We start from the raw sequence: 16,070 nt of genomic DNA on the forward strand, positions 1-16,070 counted from the left end.
GGTGAATAATGAACAATCCAAACGCCGCGCAGGAAGACATCGAGATCGGACAGCGTTTGCGCTTCATGCGCGAGCGTGCCGGATTGTCGCAACGCGAGCTGGCCAAGAAGACCGGGGTGCCGAATTCGACGATCTCCTTGATCGAGTCGGGCAAGATGAATCCGTCTGTCGGGGCGCTGCGCCGTGTTTTGATCGGCATCCCGATCAGCCTGTCGGAATTCTTCGCGTTTCAGCCCGACCGCGAGAAGGTCAGCTTTTATGCCGCAGGCGATCTCAGCGAGATTGGCAAGGGCAAGTTGTCGCTCAAGCAGGTCGGGTCAAGCCTGTTCGGGCGGGCGTTGATGATCTTGTATGAAACCTATGACCTTGGGGCGGATACGGGCCGGGTCATGTATGGCCATGAGGGCGAAGAGGGGGGCATTGTTCTGGCGGGACGTGTCGAGATCACGGTGGGTGCACAACGCAAAATCCTTGGCCCGGGGGATGCCTATTATTTCGACAGCCGTGCGCCGCATCGCTTTCGTCAGGTCGGCCCGGAAAAAAGTATCATCGTCAGCGCCTGCACGCCGCCAACCTTTTGAGCGGCGTCGCGGGTGCGGCTCTGCGTCAAGGACTTGTCTGCAGAGCGGTCTTGCGTATCGGGCGTCAAAACGGGATGAGCCTTGCGTAAATCAGTGCGTGCAGGCAGATGGTGCGTAGAAATGCGTTGCAGATGACGTTGGGAGCGTGTCGCAACCGAAAAACCCGGATTGGGGCGGGAGAATGACGTTGAACCGCATGACGGCCAAGCAGATGCAAGAGGCACCCGAGGCGCAGCTGACCCTTGCCGATGTCTCGGTGCGCATCGAAGAGCGCCCCGTGCTGAACCAACTCAGCCTCGATGTCTCGTTTCGTCGCCTTGGAATTGTCGGGCGTAACGGATCAGGGAAATCCACCTTTGCACGCCTGCTTGCCGGGTTGATTGCGCCGCAGGACGGGCTGGTGCGTCTGAACGGGGTCGATGTTTTCGGGGATCGCCGCGCGGCGCTACGAGAAGTCGGGATCTTGTTTCAAAATCCCGATCACCAGATCATTTTTCCCACCGTTCTTGAGGAGGTCGCCTTTGGCCTTGCGCAACTCGGGCGCAAAGCAAAGCAGGCCGAACGCGACGCCCATGAAATCCTCGCGCGGTTCCAGAAATCGCAATGGGCGCAGATGCCGATTTCAACGCTCTCACATGGGCAGAAACACCTTGTCTGTCTGATGTCCATCGTTGCGATGTCCCCCAAGGTGGTGGTGCTGGACGAACCTTTCGCGGGGCTCGATATGCCCACGAAAGCGCAGCTAAGCCGCTATCTGCAACTGTTTGGCGGCACGGTAATTCACATCTCGCATGACCCCAAGGATCTGGCAGACTGCGAGACGGTCCTGTGGTTGGAAAAGGGGCAGATTGCGCGTGCCGGTGCCGCGCCGGATGTTCTGAACGACTATCTTGAGGCAATGACCAAGCTGGGAGAAGGTGATGATATCTCTGACCTCTCCCGTTAGAACGCGCGCTCATGATATGCCTGCGGCGCTCAAGCTGGGGCTGTTGTTTCTGGCCACGGTGATCTTGGCGAGCACGTCAAACCTGTGGTTTCATGGCGCGGTTTTTCTGGCCACGGTGATCTTGTATCTGCTTCCGGGCTGGCTGTTTTTCAGCGTGGGCCTGCGGCGGCTTTTCATTCTTTGGCCCTTCGTCGTGGTTGTTCTGGCGTGGCACATCTGGAGCGGCGCGACGACTGCGGGGCTAGTCATCGTTTTGCGCATGATGAGCGCTGTGGCGCTTGCCAATCTGGTGACGATGACCACGCGTCTGAGTGACATGATGGCGGTGGTGCACAGGCTCACGGCCCCCTTCGCGCGATTTGGCTTGAACCTGCGCGCGCTTGAAATTTGCATCGCCCTTGTGATCCGCATGATCCCCGTTTTGGCGCAAAAGGGACAGTTGCTATCGCAAAGCTGGCGCGCGCGCTCGACGCGAAAGCCGCGCTGGCGCATTGTTTTACCGCTTGCGCTGTGCGCACTTGAGGATGCGGATCACGTAGCAGAGGCCCTTCGCGCCCGCGGTGGGTTGATCGACTTGCAGGAGAGATGAGAATGGAAAAGACTGTCGCCAATGTGGCGTTATTTGCGGCGCTGATCGCAGTTCTGGGGTTGGTGCCCAATATCACGCTTGGATTTGGCGTGCCGATCACGGCGCAAAGTCTGGGTGTGATGCTATGCGGCACGGTTTTGGGCGCACGGCGCGGGGCGATGGCGGTGCTTGTCTTCTTGCTGCTTGTCGCGCTTGGCTTGCCGCTTTTGTCTGGCGGACGTGGTGGGCTTGGGGTCTTTGTGGGGCCGACCTCGGGCTTTTTGTTTGGCTGGGTCGCGGCGGCCTTTGTCACCGGCTTGATCGTTGAGAAGTGGCGCGGCGCGCCCTTGGTGCTTGTGGCGAGCGTGGCCTCGATCATCGGGGGAATTGCGGTGCTTTATGCCTTTGGGATCGTTGGTATGTCCCTCGTGCTTGGCAAAACCATTTCGGAAGCGACGCTTTTGGTGTTGGCGTTTATTCCGGGGGACATCGCCAAAGCCATCGTGGCCGGACTGTTGACCGCATCACTGGCGCGCGCCCGCCCAAGCAGTCTTTTGTCGCGTCAGGCGCGATAAAGCGGCGGGAGATTTGGTGTCAGTTGAGGTGCGATCGGTGGGCCGAGCGCACCTCTCACCACCCGGAATGCTTAGCTGACAACTCCAGCTTCAAAGGATGCCGTTGTCAGGGGCAGTGCAATCACAGACTCGGCGGCAGATGCACACCCTCAGCCCGTCACAACGGGCCGCCGCCATGCCAGCTTTGCCGCAGTTTCAGCCCGTCATCCAGATGCACGAAATGCGCTGCGGCCCCCGGGCGCAAAGTGCCGCAGGATGCACTTAGCCCGATGCAATCTGCGGGGGCCCGTGTCGCCATGCCAAGCGCCGTAACCAGATCAAGCCCGATCCGGTGATGCATGTTTGCAATGGCCTGTGGCAGGGTCACATCGGCACCGGCCAACGTCCCGTCGGCCAGCGTCAGCCGCCCGTCACGGCGCTCGATCCAGCGATCATTGAGGGTGAAACCAGACAGATCTGTCCCCGCCACCGCCATCGCATCTGTCACCAGAAACAGCCGCTCTGGCGCCCTTTTGGCCCGCAGCGCGACTCCCAGCGCGGGAGCCGAGACATGGACGAGATCCGCGATGATCCCGGCCGCCACGCCGCTGTCGAGGGCCGCGCCCACCAGCCCCGGCGCGCGATGGCCAAGCTGGCTCATGGCATTGTAGAGATGGGTCACGCAACGCGCCCCCGCGCCAAATGCCGCCATGGCTGTGTCGTAGCTGCAATTGGAGTGGCCAAGGCTCACGATTACCCCGGCGCGTGTCAGCGCTGCGATTTGATCGGGGCGTACCGTTTCCGGGGCCAGCGTCACCATCAGGGCGGGCATCTGCCGCGCTGCGGCGCAGATCATGTCCAGATCGACCTGTTCCATCGGGCGGATTAGCTCGGGCGCATGTGCCCCCTTGCGGTTCGGGTCAAGATGCGGCCCCTCAAGATGCAGCCCCAAGAACCCCGGAACCTGCGCCCGCGCAGCCGCGATCCCGGCCTGCAACACCGCGCCCACCGTCTCGCGCGTGGAGGTGATCAGCGTCGGAAGTAACCCTGCCGTGCCCAGCCTCAGATGCGCGTTGCAAATGGTGCGGATCTCGGTCGTGGCATCGCCTGCGCCCAGCATCACCCCGCCACCGCCATTGACCTGCAGGTCCAGCAGCCCCGGCGCGAGGATGCCGCCAGCCAGAGCCACATGCTGACCCGCTGGCGCGGCGGCGGCGGGCATGATCGCTGCGATGCGATCCTTTTCGATCACCAGCACATGATCGCAAAACAGCGTGGTACCGTCAACAATCCGCGCACCAGAATAGACCGTAAGCTGCGTCATCACACGGTCTCCGTGACCTTGCGCAGATGCGGCGGCGTGTCGGGATGGAAACCGCGCCGCCGCGACAGGGCCTCGACAAAGGCATAGAAACTCACCACCGGCACCAGTGGCGCGACCAGCGGATGCAAACCGCTCACCGAAGGCAGGATGACCGCCCCCGCGGTCTTGCCGGGCGCGGTCAGGAACACATCCGCCCCTTGCGCGACCAGCCGCTCGGCCGTTGCCTCGAGCCGGTCGAGGGCCGCATCTTCCACCGCCAGCGCCAACACTGGAAACCCTGCCTGCACGATGGCTGCGGGCCCGTGCAGCACCTCGGCTGCCGAGAAGCTCTCGGCGTGGAGCCCCGAGGTTTCCTTGAATTTCAGCGCCATTTCGTTGGCGATGGCAAAACCGGGGCCGCGCCCGAGCACGTAAAGCGACTGGCTGCGCACCAACCGATCCGAAAGAGGTGTCCAGTCGCAGGAAATCGCGCGCTCGAACACGTCTGGCAGCCCGGCCAGCGCTGTGCCCAGTGCTGCGTCCTGACGCCATTCTGCCAGCAGCGATAGCCCCGCGACGATCGAGGTCACGAAGCTTTTCGTCGCCGCGACCGAGCGTTCCGGTCCCGCGCGCAACGCCAGCGAATGATCGGCAGCCTCGGCCATCGGCGACGCGCCGTCATTGGTGATGGCGCAGGTCAGTGCGCCGCCCGTTTTCGCCGCGCGCAACAATTCGACAATGTCGGGGCTGCGACCCGATTGCGAAATCCCGATGCAGCCCATGCCACCCAGTCGCAGCTGCGCTCCGTAGATCGAGGCGACCGAGGGCCCGACCGAGGCCACCGGCACGCCCGCCGCCAGTTCGATGGCATATTTCAGATAGGTCGCGGCATGATCCGACGAGCCTCGCGCCACCGTCACGATGCAATGGGGATCAAGCGCACGCAGCGCCTCTCCGGCAATCGCGCGCTCCGCTAAGCCTTGCTCCAGAAGCCTGCGTGTGGCCTGCGGGATCTCTTCGATCTCGCGCCGCATCAACGTCTTTTCCGTCATGTGCCATTCCTTTCCGGTGCCGTTGACAGCAGCAATTCCGCTGTAAAATCATAAGCATCACCACGATAAATCGAGCGCGTGATCTCCGCTACCCGCCCGGATGGCAGATATGAGACCCGCTCGATCTGCAGGCCCGCAGCCCCTTCGGGCGATTCAAGAAGTGCGGCGGTCTCGGCGTCGATATTGGTCGCCGAGATGCGCTGCACCGCGCGCACCGGGCGCATTCCGCGCGAGCCAAGATATTCATAAAGCGAGTCCCCGACCGCGCCTGGATCGGGCAGGATCGTCTCGGGCAGCGCGGCCCGCTCAATCGCCAGCGGCACCCCGTCCGACAGACGCACCCGCGCCAGCCGCGCGACCCTTTCATGCGCCTTGAGGCCCAGCACCATCACTTCATCCGTCGACGGTCGCACCAAGGCGCGCTCCAGCCAGATCGCACGGGTCTCGCGGCCTCGCCGCGCCATGTCCTCGGTAAAGGAGTTAAGCTGCGAGAGCGCCATCTCCACCTTCTCGACCCGCGGCGCCACGAAGGTCCCCGAGCCATGCCGCTGCACCAATTTGCCCGCCGCGACCAGTTGCTCGACCGCTTTGCGCACCGTCACTCGCGACAGGCCCGACATCGCGGCGATATCACGCTCGGCTGGCAGGCTCTCGCCCGGGCGCAACGCACCGCTCTCGATCGCCTCGGTGATGCGTGCGCGCAATTGCAGATAAAGCGGGCCAGCGCCGGGCATATCGAACCCCTCGGCGGAAAAGATCCGCGCGCTGACATCGCCCAACTCCGGTGTTTTCATGCCCTGATCACTCATGTGCTTATCACTCATGTCACGCCCCCCGCGCGCGCCAGCATCAGCGCCCCGTCAAGCCCGGTTCCGCGCGGTTCAAGCAAATCGACGCCCAGTCGATCGCCCAGACGCGCGGCAAAGATCGGGCCGAGCCCGCCTGTGAAACAGACCGGAAGCCGCGCTGCTTCGGGTTGCAAATGTTCGAGCCGGCGCAGCACCCAAGCCTCGGCTTCGACCAATAGCGCCTGAACTGCAGAATCTTCGGGTCGTTCGAGCATACGGCGCGCGTGCTGGGCGAAATCGACAGGGCGCGCCGAGGCCGCAAATCCCGCCATGGCTTCGGCCCCACCCATATCGTCCAGCAGGTCGCGCAGGAATGGCGTCATCTCGATCAACCCGTCATGTGCCCAAAGCGCGCGGCTCATCATCGCGCGCCCCAGCCAAGCGCCGCTGCCCTCGTCCCCGACCGCAAGCCCCCAGCCGCCCGTCATCCGCAGATCGCCTTTCACGCGCCGGGCAAAGACTGACCCGGTGCCAAGCGCCGCGACGATCCCGTCGCGCCCGGCCAGCGCACCTTCGGCCGCCGTTTGCGCGTCCCACAGGACGCGCGCGCTGGCAAAGGGCAACTGTGCGGCCAACGTCTGCGCGGCTGCGGCCAGATTGCCGCCCGCTAGACCCAGCACGGCGTGCAGATCCTCAGGTTTGCCCGCGTCGCCAAGCGCCATGCGCGCCGCCGTCAGGATATTGGCGCGTGCGCCTTCGGGGTCTGACACGATATTGGCCGGACCGGCCTCACCGCGTCCGATCACGTGACCGGCATCGTCGCCGATTACCGCGCGACACCCGCTACCACCGCCATCGATTCCCAGAAATATGCGCATGCGCCCTCCATTGACCAAGACCATACCAAATGAATACCATTTCGCAAGATGGATGAGGTTCATCGGGTAAATTTCACAAAATCCTCCTTTCACCTGGACAATTGGTATTATTTTGGCATCATTCGCCACCAAGGGGGAGATTCGCATGACCGCACAGCCTGCCAGCGCGCGCCATACCGAAGACCGGCACGAGGGATCGGCCGGGCTTCACGCATTGCCGCCGCGCGAGGTGATGGCGCGGCTGCTTTCGGCTCAGCTTGACTCGCTCGGTGCGCTGCAGTTTGCGCTGCCCGCTCTTGCGGATGCCGCCGCGCGCGCGGCGCAAGCGTTGCAGGCGGGCGGCAAGCTTGCTTATGCGGGCGCGGGCAGTTCGGGTTGATGGCGATGGCCGATTGTCTTGAGCTCGCGGGCACTTACGGCATTGCGCCCGCGCGCACGCCGATTTTGTTCGCGGGCGGCACAGCGGCCCTGTCGCACATGATCGGCGCGGTCGAGGATGATCCCGAATTGGCCCGCGCCGATCTTGCCGCTGCCGCGCTTGGCCCTTCGGATGCGGTGATCTGTGTCTCGGCGTCGGGGCGTACGCCTTATACGCTTGTAGTGGCCGAGGGGGCGCAGGCCGCCGGTGCCAGCGTGATCGGGATTGCGAATGTCGTGGGCTCGCCGCTGTTGGAGCGCGCCGATATCGCCATCGCCCTAGAGACCGGGGCCGAGTTGGTTTCGGGATCGACCCGGATGGCCGCGGGCAGCGCGCAGAAGATCGCGCTTAACATGATATCCACCCAGATCGGGCTGCTGCTCGGCCATGTTCATGACGGCTACATGGTCAATCTCACGGCCGATAACACGAAGCTGCGCGCCCGCGCCACCGGCATGGTGGCGGCGATCGCTGGCACCCCGCCCGAGGTCGCGGCGCGCGCGCTTGATCTGGCAGATGGTGCGGTCAAGCCGGCGGTGCTGATCGCGACCGGGGCCAGCCCGGAGCTGGCGCAAGACCTGCTTGCCGCGAGCGGCGGGCATCTTGCGGCAGCACTTGATCGTCTAAAACTCAAACTAGAGGCCGCAAAGGCCCAATCCATTTAAAGGGCCTATTGGCCCGCAACCCGGAGGTACCTATGAAATCCTACGCAATCGCAGCTATTTTGCTGGGCACGGCACTGGCTGGCAACGCAGCACTGGCCGAGACCACGATCACCATCGAGAGTTGGCGCAATGACGACCTGCCCATCTGGCAGAAAGAGATCATTCCCGCCTTCGAGAAGGACCATCCAGATATCAAGGTGGTCTTCGCCCCCTCTGCGCCCACCGAATACAATGCCGCGCTGAACTCCAAGCTTGACGCGGGCACAGCGGGCGACCTGATCACCTGTCGGCCCTATGACGCCTCGCTGGCGCTGTACAAGAAGGGTCAGCTTGCCGATCTGAGCGACATGGCAGAGATGAAGAACTTCCCCGAGGTGGCCAAATCCGCGTGGCAGACCGATGACGGGGCCCATACGTTCTGCATGCCGATGGCCTCGGTGATTCACGGCTTCATCTATAACAAGGATGCCTTCGACGAACTGGGCATCACCCCGCCCAAGACGGTGGACGAATTCTATGCCGACCTCGACAAGATCAAAGCCGATGGCAGCTATATTCCGCTCGACATGGGCACCCATGACCAGTGGGAAGCCGCGACGATGGGCTATCAGAATATCGGCCCGACCTATTGGAAGGGCGAAGAGGGCCGCAAGGCACTGATCGCGGGCACCCAAAAGCTGACCGATCCCGATTGGGTCGAACCGCTCAAGCAACTCGCGAAATGGTCGAACTACCTTGGCGACGGCTATCAGGCGCAGACCTATCCTGACAGCCAGAACCTGTTCACGCTGGGCCGCGCAGCGATCTATCCTGCTGGCTCGTGGGAGATTCCGGGCTTTGAGGCGCAGGCCGATTTCAAGATGGGGGCCTTCGCGCCGCCGGTGCAGAAAGTTGGCGACACCTGCTACATCTCGGACCAGCCCGACCATGCGATGGGGCTCAACGCGGCGAGCAAGAACAAGGACGCGGCGATGACCTTCCTGCAATGGCTGGGTGGTCAGGACTTCGCGCAGATCTATGCGAACTCTCTTCCCGGTTTCTTCGCGCTGAATTCGGCCCCGGTCGATCTGAAAGATCCGCTCGCGCAGGAGTTCCTGAGCTGGCGCAAGGATTGCAAATCGACGATCCGCTCGACCTATCAGATCCTTTCGCGCGGCACGCCGAACCTGGAGAACGCGACTTGGGCGGCGTCGGCCAATGTGATGAACGGCACCCAGACGCCCGAAGAGGCAGCCGCCGATCTGCAAAAGGATCTGGCGAGCTGGTATAAGCCGCAGCAAAACTGAGCCGAACCGGGCGGGCGGCACTTGCCCGCTCGCCCGGTCCCCGCGCCGTTTTCCAATCATCGAAACCGAAAGGGCTGAGCTGATGTCCGAGCGCACGCCATTCCGCTGGCATATCGCGGTATTTCTTGCCCCGGCGGTGGTGATTTACACGCTGGTGATGATCATCCCCCTTTTCGCGACCCTTGATCTGTCGCTGTATTCCGCGACAGAGACGGGCACGAAATTCGTCGGTTTGGAGAATTTCCGCACGCTGTTCGGCGATGCGCACTGGGCCGAGCAGTTTTGGAATGCGTTTTGGAACAATGTTTGGTTCTTCCTGATCAACATGGCGGTTCAGAACCCCGTCGGGATCGCGCTGGCGGCGCTTTTGTCGCTGCCCCGGTTGCGCTTTGCCGCGCTTTATCGTTCGGCCATCTTCGTGCCTACGATCCTGAGTTTCGTGATTGTCGGCTTCGTTTGGAAGCTGATCCTGTCGCCGATCTGGGGCATCGCGCCCTCGATGCTGGCCGCAATCGGACTGCGTCATCTTTTTGAGCCGTGGCTCGGGCAAGAGACAACCGCGCTGACCACCGTTGCGCTGATCTCGGTTTGGCAGTTCATTGGCATCCCGATGATGCTGATCTATGCCGCGCTGCTGTCGATCCCCGAAGAGGTGATCGAGGCCGCCGAGGTCGACGGTATCACCGGGATGGCACAGTTCTGGAAGATCAAGCTACCGTTGATCCTGCCCTCAATCGGGATCATCTCGATCCTGACCTTCGTGGGCAATTTCAACGCATTCGATCTGATCTATGTCGCGCAGGGCGCGCTGGCCGGACCAGATTTCTCAACCGATATTCTGGGCACGTTCATGTATCGCACCTTTTTCGGCTTCCAGCTCCAGCTTGGCGATCCGAACATGGGCGCGACCATTGCCTCGGTGATGTTCTTCATCATCCTGATCGGCGTGTGTCTTTACCTGTTCGGCATCCAGCGGCGGCTGCGTCGCTACCAGTTCTGAGGAGCGACGAGCCATGAGCATAAGCGCAAGAACCTCGATGCCGCGGACGGTGGCGGTGCACACCGCGCTGATCCTTTACACGCTGATCGCATTATTCCCGGTCTTCGTGATCCTGATCAACTCGATGAAGTCTCGCAAGGCGATCTTCCGTGAGCCGCTGGCCCTGCCGGGTCCCGACACGTTCGATCTTGTCGGGTTCCAGACGGTGCTCACTCAGGGCAATTTCCCGCTTTATTTCGGAAATTCCATGATCGTGACGGTGGTGTCTCTGGCGCTGGTGCTGGTCTTCGGGGCGATGGCGGCCTTTGCGCTGTCGGAATATCGCTTTCGGGGCAATTTTTTGATGGGGCTTTACCTTGCCATCGGCATCATGATCCCGATCCGGCTGGGCACGGTGGCGATCCTGAAGCTGATGGCGGCGGCGCATCTGACAAACACGCTGACTTCGCTGATCCTGGTCTATACGGCGCAGGGCCTGCCGCTGGCGATCTTCATCCTGTCGGAATTCATGCGCACGGTGTCGGACGACCTCAAGAATGCGGGTCGGATCGACGGGCTGAGCGAATATTGGATTTTCTTCACCCTCGTGCTGCCGCTGGTGCGCCCCGCAATGGCGACGGTGGCGGTGTTCACGATGATCCCGATCTGGAACGATCTGTGGTTCCCGCTGATCCTTGCGCCCTCGGAATCCACCAAGACCGTCACCTTGGGCGCGCAGACCTTTATCGGCCAATATGTCACCAACTGGAATGCGGTTCTGGCCTCGCTGTCTTTGGCGATCTTGCCGGTGCTGGTGCTGTACTTGATCTTCTCACGGCAACTGATCCGTGGGATCACCTCGGGAGCGGTTAAATGAGTATTCGAACCCTCGTTGTCGGCCTTGGTAATATGGGGCTGTCGCATGCGCTGGCCTATCATGCGAACCCGGAGTTCGAGGTGGTGGGGCTGGTCAACCGCTCCGCGCCCGCTTTGCCCGATGCGCTGACTGGCTATCCGCTGAGCCACGATTTCGCAGCCGCATTGGCCGAGCTGAAGCCGGATCTGGTGGCCATCGCCACCTATTCGGACAGTCATGCGGATCTGGCCGTTGCGGCGATGCAAGCAGGCGCGCATGTCTTCGTCGAAAAGCCGCTCGCCACCACGGTGGAGGATGCGCTGAGGGTGGCGCGCACGGCACGCGATACAGGTCGCAAATGCGTCGTGGGCTATATCCTGCGCCATCATCCAAGCTGGCAGCGGCTGATCTCGGAGGCGCGGGATCTGGGCGCGCCCTATGTGTTTCGGTTCAATCTCAACCAGCAATCCACCGGCCCGACATGGGAGGTGCATAAGGCTCTGATGCAGTCCACCCCGCCCATCGTCGATTGCGGCGTGCATTATGTCGATGTGATGTTGCAAATCACCGATGCCCGCCCCCGCGAGGTGCGTGGCATGGGCGTGCGGCTGTCGAGTGAGATCGCAGAGGATATGTATAATTACGGCCATTTCCAGGTGCTTTTCGAGGATGGCTCGACCGGCTGGTATGAGGCCGGCTGGGGACCAATGATCTCGGACACGGCGTTTTTCGTGAAAGATGTCGTCAGCCCCAATGGCGCGGTTTCGATCCGGATGCCTGAAAGTGCGAAATCCGATGATATCGAGACCCATACCAAGACGTCTACTTTGCGACTGCACCGCGTGGGTCAGCCCGATCAGGATATTTCGATGGCGGATGAACCGGGTCATCAGGCGCTCTGCGATCGCGAAGCGGCATTTGTTGCCCGCGCCATCGCCGAGGATCTCGACCTTTCGCGCCACCTGAACGAGGCGGTGACATCGCTCGCCGTCTGCCTTGCCGCTGATGACAGCGTGCGCTCGGGGCGCGCGGTCACGCTTGACCCGATCCAGATCTGAAGGAGACCCGCCCATGGGTTCGCTGACACTTAGCAACGTGACCAAGAGCTTCGGCAAGACCGAGGTGATCAAGGGCGTCGATCTTGAGGTGCAGGACGGCGAGTTCTGCGTCTTCGTCGGCCCCTCGGGCTGCGGGAAATCCACCCTGCTGCGGATGATCGCGGGGCTTGAGGACGTGACCTCGGGCGATGTGATGATCGACGGGAAACGGGTCAACCTGCTGCCGCCGAGCAAGCGCGAGATCGCGATGGTGTTTCAAAGCTACGCGCTTTATCCGCATCTCAACGTGCGCGACAATATGGGGCTGGCGATGAAACGCGCCGGGGCCAGCAAGGCCGAAGTCACGCAGGCGGTGATCAATTCGGCGCAAATGCTGTCGCTCGAAACGCTGCTGGATCGTCGCCCGGCCGAACTGTCGGGTGGACAGCGTCAGCGCGTCGCCATCGGTCGCGCCATCGTGCGCCGCCCCAAGCTGTTCCTGTTTGACGAGCCGCTGTCCAACCTTGACGCGGCGCTGCGCGTGGCCACCCGGATCGAGATCGCACGACTGCATTACGAACTGGGCGCAACGATGGTCTATGTCACCCATGATCAGGTCGAGGCGATGACGCTGGCGGATCGGATCGTGGTGCTCAATGCGGGTAAGGTGGCGCAGGTCGGGCGCCCGATGGAGCTGTATAACGATCCGGCCAACACCTTCGTTGCCGGGTTCATCGGCTCGCCGCAGATGAATTTCCTCAAGGCTGGCGCGCTGGGGCTGCAGGGCGAGACGGTGGGTATCCGCCCCGAGCATCTTGTTATCGGCGACAGCGGCGAGATCGACGGCACGATTAGCCATGTCGAGCATCTCGGCGGCGAGACCAATGTCTATGTCAAAACCGGGCCGCACGGGCTGCTGACGGTGCGGCTGTTTGGCGAGCATGATTTCGATATCGACGCTGGCGTGAAAATCAGCCCCGACCCGGCGCGGCGCTTTCACTTCGACGCCGAAGGCCAGCGGATGCGTTAAAGGCGCATATCCCAAAGCGCTACCAACTCGGCTTTGCTGCTCCGCGCCCGAGCCTCATATCGTCGGGCGCGGAGCGGACAGGTCAGGCGGTTTGCTCCACCTCCAAGCTCAATTCCTCGATCATCGCATCGCGCATGACGAATTTCTGAGGCTTGCCCGAGACCGTCATCGGCAAGTCGTCCTTGAACCGGATCACCGCAGGCACTTTGAAATGGGCGATCTGGTCACGACAGAAATCCTTGATGTCATCTTCGCAAAGCACAGCCCCGGCGCGCGCCACGATCCAGGCGGCAACGATCTCTCCATATTTGTGATCGGGAATGCCAAAAACCTGCACCTGACTGATATCGGGATGGGTATAGAGGAACTCCTCGATCTCGCGCGGATAGACATTTTCGCCGCCACGCAGGATCATATCCTTTACCCGGCCCGTGATGTTGCAATAACCCTCGGCGTCGATCCGCGCGAGATCGCCGGTTTGCATCCAGCCCTCGGCATCCAGCGCTTCGGCGGTGCGCTCGGCTTCGTCCCAATAGCCGCACATGACCGAATAGCCGCGCGTCAGCAGCTGCCCCTGCTCGCCGACATTGGCGAGAGAGCCGTCCTCGCGCACGATCTTCACCTCCAGATGCGGCTGAACTTGCCCGACCGACGTGACCCGCTTTTCCAAGGGCGTATTGGTGGCTGATTGGAACGAGACCGGGCTCGTCTCGGTCATGCCATAAGCGATCGTCACTTCAGACATGTGCATCTTGGATTGCACCTGCTTCATCACCTCGATCGGGCAGGGGGCCCCCGCCATGATGCCGGTGCGCAGCGATGAAAGATCATGTTGCGCAAAGCCCGGATGTTCGAGCATCGCCACAAACATGGTGGGCACGCCGTAAAGCGCGGTGCAGCGTTCGGCTGCGACACAGGTGAGCGTCGCTTGGGCGTCAAATCCCTCGTCAGGCACGACAATGGTTGCCCCCTTGGTCACGCAGCCCAGCGTGCCCATTACCATTCCGAAGCAATGATAAAAGGGCACCGGGATGCAGATCCGATCAGCCTCGGTCGCGTTCATCGCGTTGGTCACAAAATGCGCGTTGTTTATGATGTTGCGATGCGTCAGCGTCGCCCCTTTGGGCGCACCTGTTGTGCCGGACGTGAACTGGATGTTGATCGGCTCATTGCGATCAAGCCGCTCGGTTATGGCGTCAAGTTCGCTTCGGTCATAGTCGTCGCCCATCGCCTCAACATCAACAAAGCGGTAGCAGCCGGGATGATGCGCCGCGCCCAACACAATCACATCGCGCAGATCGGGCAGCTTGCGACATTCGAGTTGCCCGGGTTGTGAGCGCGCAAGTTCCGGGGAAAGCCCGTTGATCATCGCCACATAGTCAGAGCTTTTGAACGTCTCTGCCAGCACCAGCGCGCGACAGCCCGTCTTTCTCAGCGCGAATTCCAGCTCGTGAAGGCGATAGGCCGGGTTGATATTGACGAGGATCACGCCGATCCGGGCAGTCGCAAGTTGCGTCAGGACCCACTCTGAACGGCTGGGCGCCCAAATCCCAAGCCGATCCCCATGCCCCAGACCAAGCCGCAACAATCCCCAAGCGAGCCGATCAATCCGCGCCGAAAACTCTGCCCAAGTCCATCTGACGCCCTCTGCGGCAAACACCACCGCTTCGCGCTCGGGCCAGAGATTGGCGGTCCGGATCAGCACAGCGGGAATTGTGTCTTCGATCAATGGGGTCTCGGTTGGCCCTGCGACATGGGCCAAGCCGCGTTGCGGGATGACGCCACAGCGTTGGCTCCCGTTGCTATCAGTCTGCATGATTTCCTCCTCTTGCGCCCCATCGCCAGTTCAGCAAACCGACGACCCTCCAAGGGCTGCCCACATTAAATGAACAATGGTTCAATTCTTGCAAGACTCAGATCGTGAGACAAGGATTTCATGGCGAGGTCGCGAAAGCGTGTTCAAGCCCGCGCAAGCGCGCCACGTTAGGAAACGAGCGCGCTCGATCATGCGTGGAGGTCAAATGGTCGCCCTGAGGGTGAGCATCGCCATGCCCGGGGATCGCTGCAAAAGGGGCATCACCGGGCAGCCGGGTATAAGGCCAACCTATCGGGTGTCAGGTTGGTTTTCAGCCCTCATTTGCCAACGAGACTGGTCGTCCCTGTGCCAAAGACAAAGCGGCTGCATCGGCCAATTCTTGCGCGCGCAGCCCATCGAGAATGCCGGGCGTGATCGACCCGCCCTCGCGCACCGCATGCAGGAAATAGGCCATCTCGGCACGATAGGCGGCGGCGTAGCGTTCTAGGAAAAAATGCTGTGCGGGGGCTTTGCGAAAGCCCGCATCGGTTGCGATCTCGACCGTGTTTTCAAGCATGTTTTCTGCGCGCAACATGCCGCGCGCGCCATGCACCTCAATGCGTTGATCATAGCCATAGCTGGCACGGCGCGAATTCGAAATCTGGCAGATCTTGCCCGAGGCCGTCGTCAAAATTACCGCCGCTGTGTCGACATCCCCAGCAGCCCCAATCGCGGGATCAACGAGTGCCGCGCCCGTGGCATAGACCGAGACCGGTTCGTCCCCGCCCAGCAGAAACCGCGCCATGTCGAGATCATGGATCATCATATCGCGAAACAGCCCGCCCGAGCTTTGGATATAGCTGATCGGCGGCGGCGCGGGGTCGCGTGACAGGATTGTCACGATCTCGACTGCGCCGATTTCGTCAGCCGCGATCCGGGCTTGCAGATTGGCGAAATTCGGATCGAAGCGGCGGTTGAAGGCGGTCAGGAAGGGCACGCCCGCGCGCTCCACGGCCTTGATGCAATCCTTGATGCGCGCAGCCGACATATCCACTGGTTTTTCGCAAAATATCGCCTTGCCCGCCGCGGCGGCGGCATGGATCAGATCGTAATGCGTGTCAGTCGGCGTGCCGATCACCACGGCATCGACGTCACTGCTTTCGATCAGCTCTAACGACCCCATCACGCGAGCCCCGCTGCGCGCGGCCAGCGCCGCAGCCGGTTCGGGAAACGCATCCGCGACGGATGTGATCCTTGCGCCGTCGATCTGACGGATTGAACCGGCATGGACCTGACCGATCCGCCCACATCCCAAAATCCCGATATTGAGCATT

Annotated in this window: 17 protein-coding genes; 11 read left to right on the plus strand and 6 right to left on the minus strand. The window is 61.9% G+C overall.

Going from position 1 to position 16,070, the window contains the following annotated elements:
- Positions 1-8: 8 nt before the first annotated feature.
- The 4 genes from AB4874_RS10555 to AB4874_RS10570 all read left to right on the plus strand — a co-directional run bounded on the left by AB4874_RS10555 (position 9) and on the right by AB4874_RS10570 (position 2,670).
- Positions 9-581, plus strand: coding sequence for a cupin domain-containing protein (locus AB4874_RS10555; protein ID WP_438273466.1), 573 nt, complete (start codon positions 9-11; stop codon positions 579-581).
- A gap of 181 nt (positions 582-762) precedes the next feature.
- On the plus strand, positions 763-1,527 hold the full coding sequence (locus AB4874_RS10560) for an energy-coupling factor ABC transporter ATP-binding protein (RefSeq protein WP_368391956.1): 765 nt from the start codon (positions 763-765) through the stop codon (positions 1,525-1,527).
- Complete coding sequence (locus AB4874_RS10565) at positions 1,502-2,116, plus strand: energy-coupling factor transporter transmembrane component T family protein (protein WP_295533005.1); 615 nt, start codon at positions 1,502-1,504, stop codon at positions 2,114-2,116. Before AB4874_RS10560 ends, AB4874_RS10565 begins: the two co-directional genes overlap by 26 nt.
- Positions 2,117-2,118: 2 nt before the next feature.
- Positions 2,119-2,670 (plus strand): biotin transporter BioY, encoded by a 552-nt coding sequence (locus AB4874_RS10570; protein WP_368391957.1) that lies wholly within the window; start codon positions 2,119-2,121, stop codon positions 2,668-2,670.
- A 157-nt stretch (positions 2,671-2,827) separates the two neighbouring features.
- On the opposite strand, the gene nagA is transcribed toward AB4874_RS10570, so the two are convergent.
- The 4 genes from nagA to AB4874_RS10590 form a co-directional block, all read right to left on the minus strand.
- A complete protein-coding gene (nagA, locus tag AB4874_RS10575; RefSeq protein ID WP_368391958.1) occupies positions 2,828-3,973 on the minus strand; it encodes an N-acetylglucosamine-6-phosphate deacetylase in 1,146 nt (381 codons plus the stop codon).
- Positions 3,973-5,004 (minus strand): SIS domain-containing protein, encoded by a 1,032-nt coding sequence (locus AB4874_RS10580; protein WP_368391959.1) that lies wholly within the window; start codon positions 5,002-5,004, stop codon positions 3,973-3,975. Before AB4874_RS10580 ends, nagA begins: the two co-directional genes overlap by 1 nt.
- Complete coding sequence (locus AB4874_RS10585) at positions 5,001-5,738, minus strand: GntR family transcriptional regulator (RefSeq protein WP_368392044.1); 738 nt, start codon at positions 5,736-5,738, stop codon at positions 5,001-5,003. The genes AB4874_RS10580 and AB4874_RS10585 overlap by 4 nt, the downstream gene beginning before the upstream one ends.
- A gap of 86 nt (positions 5,739-5,824) precedes the next feature.
- Positions 5,825-6,670 carry a glucosamine kinase nucleotide-binding domain-containing protein gene (locus AB4874_RS10590; RefSeq protein ID WP_368391960.1) on the minus strand — a complete coding sequence of 282 codons (846 nt, stop codon included), beginning with the start codon at positions 6,668-6,670 and terminating at the stop codon, positions 5,825-5,827.
- 145 nt (positions 6,671-6,815) lie between these two features.
- Here AB4874_RS10590 and AB4874_RS10595 point away from each other — a divergent pair, with 145 nt between their 5' ends.
- The 7 genes from AB4874_RS10595 to AB4874_RS10625 all read left to right on the plus strand — a co-directional run bounded on the left by AB4874_RS10595 (position 6,816) and on the right by AB4874_RS10625 (position 12,941).
- Positions 6,816-7,049, plus strand: coding sequence for an N-acetylmuramic acid 6-phosphate etherase family protein (locus AB4874_RS10595; protein WP_368391961.1), 234 nt, complete (start codon positions 6,816-6,818; stop codon positions 7,047-7,049).
- Complete coding sequence (locus AB4874_RS10600; RefSeq protein ID WP_368391962.1) at positions 7,049-7,753, plus strand: N-acetylmuramic acid 6-phosphate etherase; 705 nt, start codon at positions 7,049-7,051, stop codon at positions 7,751-7,753. Before AB4874_RS10595 ends, AB4874_RS10600 begins: the two co-directional genes overlap by 1 nt.
- Before the next feature lie 32 nt (positions 7,754-7,785).
- A complete protein-coding gene (locus tag AB4874_RS10605; RefSeq protein WP_295533011.1) occupies positions 7,786-9,039 on the plus strand; it encodes an ABC transporter substrate-binding protein in 1,254 nt (417 codons plus the stop codon).
- 82 nt (positions 9,040-9,121) lie between these two features.
- Positions 9,122-10,039, plus strand: coding sequence for a carbohydrate ABC transporter permease (locus tag AB4874_RS10610; protein WP_295533012.1), 918 nt, complete (start codon positions 9,122-9,124; stop codon positions 10,037-10,039).
- A gap of 13 nt (positions 10,040-10,052) precedes the next feature.
- Positions 10,053-10,895 (plus strand): carbohydrate ABC transporter permease, encoded by an 843-nt coding sequence (locus AB4874_RS10615; protein ID WP_368391963.1) that lies wholly within the window; start codon positions 10,053-10,055, stop codon positions 10,893-10,895.
- Positions 10,892-11,932, plus strand: coding sequence for a Gfo/Idh/MocA family protein (locus AB4874_RS10620; RefSeq protein WP_368391964.1), 1,041 nt, complete (start codon positions 10,892-10,894; stop codon positions 11,930-11,932). The genes AB4874_RS10615 and AB4874_RS10620 overlap by 4 nt, the downstream gene beginning before the upstream one ends.
- A 13-nt stretch (positions 11,933-11,945) precedes the next feature.
- On the plus strand, positions 11,946-12,941 hold the full coding sequence (locus AB4874_RS10625) for an ABC transporter ATP-binding protein (protein WP_368391965.1): 996 nt from the start codon (positions 11,946-11,948) through the stop codon (positions 12,939-12,941).
- Between the two features lie 82 nt (positions 12,942-13,023).
- Here the strand turns inward: AB4874_RS10625 and AB4874_RS10630 are convergent, their stop codons facing one another.
- Together AB4874_RS10630 and iolG are read right to left on the minus strand one after the other, a co-directional pair.
- The gene (locus tag AB4874_RS10630; RefSeq protein ID WP_368391966.1) at positions 13,024-14,757 is read right to left on the minus strand and encodes an AMP-binding protein; all 1,734 of its coding nucleotides are present in this window, start codon (positions 14,755-14,757) and stop codon (positions 13,024-13,026) included.
- Between the two features lie 310 nt (positions 14,758-15,067).
- Entirely contained in the window at positions 15,068-16,069 is a 1,002-nt protein-coding gene (gene iolG / locus AB4874_RS10635; RefSeq protein WP_368391967.1) for an inositol 2-dehydrogenase, read from the minus strand.
- Position 16,070: the final 1 nt, after the last annotated feature.

The organism is Thioclava arctica (assembly GCF_040892615.1).
Lineage (GTDB): Bacteria > Pseudomonadota > Alphaproteobacteria > Rhodobacterales > Rhodobacteraceae > Thioclava > Thioclava arctica.